General features: G+C 73.6%; 5 protein-coding genes and 1 pseudogene. 2 read left to right on the top strand and 4 right to left on the bottom strand.

Annotated features, from left to right (window positions below):
* Together L0B03_RS14085 and mgrA are read right to left on the bottom strand one after the other, a co-directional pair.
* Nucleotides 1-555: AMP-binding protein (locus tag L0B03_RS14085; protein WP_250446858.1), on the bottom strand; the 555-nt coding region annotated here is incomplete at its 3' end.
* A gap of 73 nt (nt 556-628) precedes the next feature.
* The gene (mgrA, locus tag L0B03_RS14090) at nt 629-1,684 is read right to left on the bottom strand and encodes an L-glyceraldehyde 3-phosphate reductase (protein WP_250446860.1); all 1,056 of its coding nucleotides are present in this window, start codon (nt 1,682-1,684) and stop codon (nt 629-631) included.
* Between the two features lie 103 nt (nt 1,685-1,787).
* Here mgrA and L0B03_RS14095 point away from each other — a divergent pair, with 103 nt between their 5' ends.
* Nucleotides 1,788-1,982, top strand: a complete 195-nt coding sequence (locus L0B03_RS14095) for a DUF5302 domain-containing protein (RefSeq protein WP_250446862.1) — start codon at nt 1,788-1,790, stop codon at nt 1,980-1,982.
* 70 nt (nt 1,983-2,052) lie between these two features.
* On the opposite strand, the gene serA is transcribed toward L0B03_RS14095, so the two are convergent.
* Complete coding sequence (gene serA / locus L0B03_RS14100) at nt 2,053-3,249, bottom strand: phosphoglycerate dehydrogenase (RefSeq protein ID WP_250446863.1); 1,197 nt, start codon at nt 3,247-3,249, stop codon at nt 2,053-2,055.
* 157 nt (nt 3,250-3,406) lie between these two features.
* Here serA and L0B03_RS19620 point away from each other — a divergent pair, with 157 nt between their 5' ends.
* A complete protein-coding gene (locus L0B03_RS19620; protein ID WP_250446865.1) occupies nt 3,407-4,282 on the top strand; it encodes a matrixin family metalloprotease in 876 nt (291 codons plus the stop codon).
* 12 nt (nt 4,283-4,294) lie between these two features.
* Here the strand turns inward: L0B03_RS19620 and L0B03_RS14110 are convergent.
* Nucleotides 4,295-4,704: pseudogene (locus L0B03_RS14110) on the bottom strand (AAA family ATPase); the annotation flags it as partial.

Here is a 4,704-nt window from a genome sequence, read left to right on the forward strand (position 1 = left end):
CGGCACCCGGGAGCGCATGCTCGCGCGGGTGCGCCGGGCCGCGGCGACGGGCAGCCGCAGGGCCGCGCGCTTGATCGCGGGGAGGTCGGCGCTCAGGTCGATCGCGACGACGGTCCGCACCGCGGTGCGAGGGAGGGCCTCGAGCACGGGGGCCACGGCCTTCTCCCAGCACAGGGCGACGACAGCTCCGCTGTCCGCGAGCTGGTGAGCCAGCTCGTCGCTGGTGTAGGTCGGGTTGTGCTCGACGACGACGGCGCCCAGGCGCAGCACCGCGTAGAAGGCCACGACGTGGGTCGCCGAGTTCGGCAGGACCAGGGCAACCCTGTCCCCGGGGCGGACGCCGAGGGAGTGCAGGGCGCCCGCGGCCCGGTCGACCCTGCGCTGCAGGGCGCCGTAGGTCGTCACCGCGCCCATGAAGTCCGTCGCCACGCGGCTCGGGTGCTCGGCAGCGGCGTGCGCGAGGGCCGCCGTCACCGGGGCGTCGGGCAGCGGGAGGTCAGGGGGGACCCCGTCGGCGTAGGAGGAGATCCACGGACGGTCGTCGGAGGTGCTCACGGGACCAGCCTAGGTTACGGCGACGTAGGTTACGCAGTCGTAGGTCCGCGTCCCTGATCCAGTCCCGGCTCGGTCACAGGTCGCTCGAGCGCTCGGCCCACAGGTTGACCCCGGCGTCGATCGCGTGCTCGTCGATCGCGGCGAGCTCCTCGGCGTCCAGGGCGGGGTGGTCGAGGGCGGCGAGGTTCTCGTCGAGCTGCTCGGGGCTGCTGGCCCCCAGGAGGACGGAGGTGACCCGGGGATCGCGCAGTGCCCACGTGAGCGCCATCTGCGCGAGGCTCTGTCCTCGTCGTCGTGCGATCTCGTCCAGGGCTCGGACGTGGTCGAGGGTGTCCTCGCGCAGGAAGGCCGAGGGCAGCGAACCCTCGCGAGCGGCCCGTGACCCGGCGGGAACCCCGCCCAGGTACTTCCCGGTGAGCATCCCCTGGGCCAGCGGCGAGAAGACCACCGCACCGAGCCCCGCCTCGCCGAGCACGTCGAGCAGACAGGCCCCGTCGGCCTCGGCCGAGGGCTCCTCGATCCACCGGTTGAGCATCGAGTACGACGGCTGGTGCACCAGCAGGCGCAGCCCGATCTGATCGGCGACCGCCAGGGCCTCACGGGTCCGGCTGGCACTGTAGGAGGAGATCCCGGCGTACAGGGCCCGACCGGACTCGACGGCGGTCAGCAACGCGCCGAGGGTCTCCTCGAGGGGCGTGGTCGGGTCGAACCGGTGGCTGTAGAAGATGTCGACCGTGTCGAGCCCCAGACGCCGCAGCGACTGGTCGAGCGAGGCGAGCAGGTACTTTCTCGAGCCGTGCTCCCCGTAGGGTCCGGGCCACATCCGGTAGCCGGCCTTGGTCGAGATGACGAGCTCGTCGCGCAGGCCACGCAGGTCCGCGGCGAGCAGGCGGCCCAGGTTCTCCTCGGCGGAGCCTGGAGGCGGCCCGTAGTTGTTGGCGAGGTCGAGGTGGGTCACGCCACGGTCGATCGCGCGCAGGACGATGGCCCGTTGGGTGACGAACGGGTCCGCCGCTCCGAAGTTCTGCCAGAGGCCGAGCGAGACCGCCGGGAGGTCCAGGCCCGAGCGACCCGCCCGGCGGTAGGTCATGGTGTCGTAGCGGCAAGGGTCCGGGCGGTGAGGCTGCATGCTCCCGACGGTAGCGTCGCGAATGCCCTGGCGTCCTGGGCGGTCAGGGGCCACCCTGGGGTCGACGGTCGCGCCCGGCGCCCGCGGAGCAGGAGGTCGCGAGATGACGCAGCCCGATCAGCAGGACCAGGACGAGGCCCAGGGGCCCCCGGACGCCAAGGCGCGGTTCCGCGAGGCCCTGGACCGCAAGCGGGACCAGCAGCACCGGTCGGCGGACGGTCGCCGGAACACCGGCAGCGTGCACGGCTCGGAGACGACCGGACCGGCCCAGCGCACCTTCCGGCGCAAGACCGGCTGAGAACCCGGGGCCGGCGCGGACGGCCGCACGCGGCCTCTGACCCCGGGGCACAGCCTCAGGCGCCCCGGGGTCAGGAGAGCAGGCGCAGCCGGATCGTCTGGTCCATGGTCTCGAGCTCTTCGCACAGCTCGAGGGCAAGGCCGGAGCCGACGTCGGTCACCACGTAGCCGAGGTCGCCCCGGGTGGCCAGGAGCTGGGCGTCGATGTTGACGTCGTGCTCGGCCAGGGTGCGGTTGATCCCGGCGAGCACCCCCGGGGTGTTGCGGTGCAGGTGGACGAGGCGGTGGGCTCCGGTCCGGGCGTCCAGCGCGAGGTTCGGCAGGTTCACGCTGAGCATCGTCGAACCGTGCGCGAGGTAGTCGCGGAGCTTGTTCGAGACGAACTGCCCGATCGCCTCCTGGGCCTCCTCGGTCGAGCCGCCGACGTGCGGGGTCAGGATGACGTTGGGCAGGCCGCGCAGGTCGGACTCGAACGGATCGCCGCGACGCTTGGGCTCCTCGGGGAACACGTCGACGGCCGCCCCGGCGATCCGACCCGTGAGGATCTCGTCCCGCAGCGCGGCGTAGTCCACGACGAACCCGCGGGACAGGTTGAGGAACACCGAGCCCGGCCGCATGCGCCCGAACTGGCGGGCCCCGAAGAGGCCCGCGTTGCCCCCGCGCCCGTCGACGTGCAGGGTCACCACGTCGGCGACCTCGAGGAGCTCGTCGAGGCTCTCGAGCCGGCGAGCGTTGCCGAGGGAGAGCTTCTCGGCCGAGTCGTAGAAGACCACCGACATGCCCAGCGCCTCGGCGAGGACCGACAGCTGGGTGCCGATGTTCCCGTAGCCGACGATGCCTAGGGTCCGGCCGCGGACCTCGTGCGCGCCGTCGGCCGACTTGTCCCAGATCCCGGCGTGCAGGGCACGGTCCCGCTCGGTCAGGCGCCGGGTCAGGGCGATGATCTCCGCGAGGGTCAGCTCGACCACCGACCGCGTGTTGGAGAAGGGCGCGTTGAAGGCCGCGACCCCACGGACGGCCGCCGCGCCGAGGTCGATCTGGTTCGTGCCGATGCAGTAGGCGCCGATCGCGACGAGGTCTGGCGCGTTCTCGAGCACGCGCTCGGTGACCTGCGTCTTGGAGCGGATGCCGAGGAGCTGGACCCCCTGGAGAGCGGCGATGAGCTCGTCCTCGTCGAGGGCCCCGCCTCGGGTCGCGACGTCGATCCCGTCGGCCCCCAGGATCGAGGTGGCCAGGGGATGCAGGTTCTCCAGCAGCAGGGCTCGCACGCGCCTATCGTGGCCCTCCGGGCGCTGGGTGCCAAAATGCGCCCGACAGGCGGGACGTCGCGGCCCCGTTGGGCCGTCCGGGTGCTCGTGGGCCCGCCACGGGGTCTCAGGGACCGTCCGGCGGGCCGCCGGACGGGTCGCCTGCCATGATCCAGAGGTGGACGTCATCTCCCGACGCGAGCACCGTCGCTCGCGTCGCCTGCTCAGGCAGATGGACCGCGCTGCCGGTCGTCGCCGTCGCGCCCGTGCCCGCCTGGTGCTGAGCGGGCTCGTCACGGTCGTCGTCGTGGTCCTCGCGGCGGCGCACCTGACCGGGACCGACCTCGTCGACCTGATCCGGCCTCGCGCGTACGTCGAGGTCGACGGGCGGGCCGTGGCGGTCCCGCGGCCCGTGCCCGCCGAGGGGCGGCTGCTGCCCGAGGTCGCCGTGACCACGGAAGGCTCCCACGCCTTCCTCCACGTCGACGACGAGGGCGAGCCGGTCGGCTACGACCCGTGCCGCCCGGTCGAGTACGTGGTCCGGACCGACGGGGCTCCGAGGTCCGGACCTGCCCTGATCGAGGAGGCGGTGTCCGTCCTGTCCCTGGCCAGCGGGCTCGAGATCGTCGACGCCGGGACCACCGACGAGGCCCCGGTCATGGACCGGCCGCTCATCCAGCCTGAGCGCTACGGCGAGGCGTGGGCGCCCGTGCTCATCGCCTGGTCCGACGACTCCGAGCTGCCCGAGCTCGAGGGGCAGGTCGCCGGGGTCGGCGGCTCGGCGGCCGTCCCCGGGGTCGACGGAAGCGGGCGGTGGCTCGCTGCGGGACGGGTCGCGCTCGACGGCCCCGACATCGAGGGCCTCCTCGCGCGGACCGGCGGACACGCCGAGGCACGGGCGATCGTCGTCCACGAGCTCGCGCACGTCCTGGGCCTGGACCACGTGGACGACCCGACCGAGCTCATGCACCCGATCACCTCGGCGCGCACGGACCTGGGGCCTGGGGACCTCCAGGGTCTCGCCCTCCTCGGCCAGGTCGAGTGCCAGCCCTGACCAGGGAACGTCTCAGAACCCGGCAGGCAGCTCCCGCGAGGTGAGGACGCGCAGGGCCTGGGTGGGCCGGGTCATCGCGACGTAGAGGTCGCCGGGGGAGCTCTCGAGCACCAGGGCCGGCTCGACCAGGAGGACGACGTCGAACTCGAGCCCCTTGGCCTCCCGGGGGGTCAGGACCGCGAGCCGGGCGTCGAGCGGAGAACCCTGGCCGGGGGGCAGCAGGTCGGGGGCGACCGGGCTCGCGGCGAGGGCAGCGCGGAGCGCGCCCACCAGCGTGGGCGGGGCGACGACCGCGACGCGACCCGCCTCCGGGTCGTTCGTGGTCCCGACGGTGGCGAGGGCTCGTCGGGCGGCGGCCACGACGGCGGCCTCGAGCTCCTCGGCGGTGACCCGCTCGACCTCGAGGGCCCCGGGGACGGCCC

The sequence above is a fragment of the Actinotalea sp. C106 genome (assembly GCF_023630195.1).
In the GTDB taxonomy this organism is placed as follows: domain Bacteria; phylum Actinomycetota; class Actinomycetes; order Actinomycetales; family Cellulomonadaceae; genus Actinotalea.

Excerpts from the sequence above, each read along its gene's own strand:
- mgrA (WP_250446860.1), bottom strand. The coding sequence starts at position 1,684 with ATGCAGCCTCACCGCCCGGACCCTTGCCGCTACGACACCATGACCTAC.
- L0B03_RS14095 (WP_250446862.1), top strand. The coding sequence starts at position 1,788 with ATGACGCAGCCCGATCAGCAGGACCAGGACGAGGCCCAGGGGCCCCCG.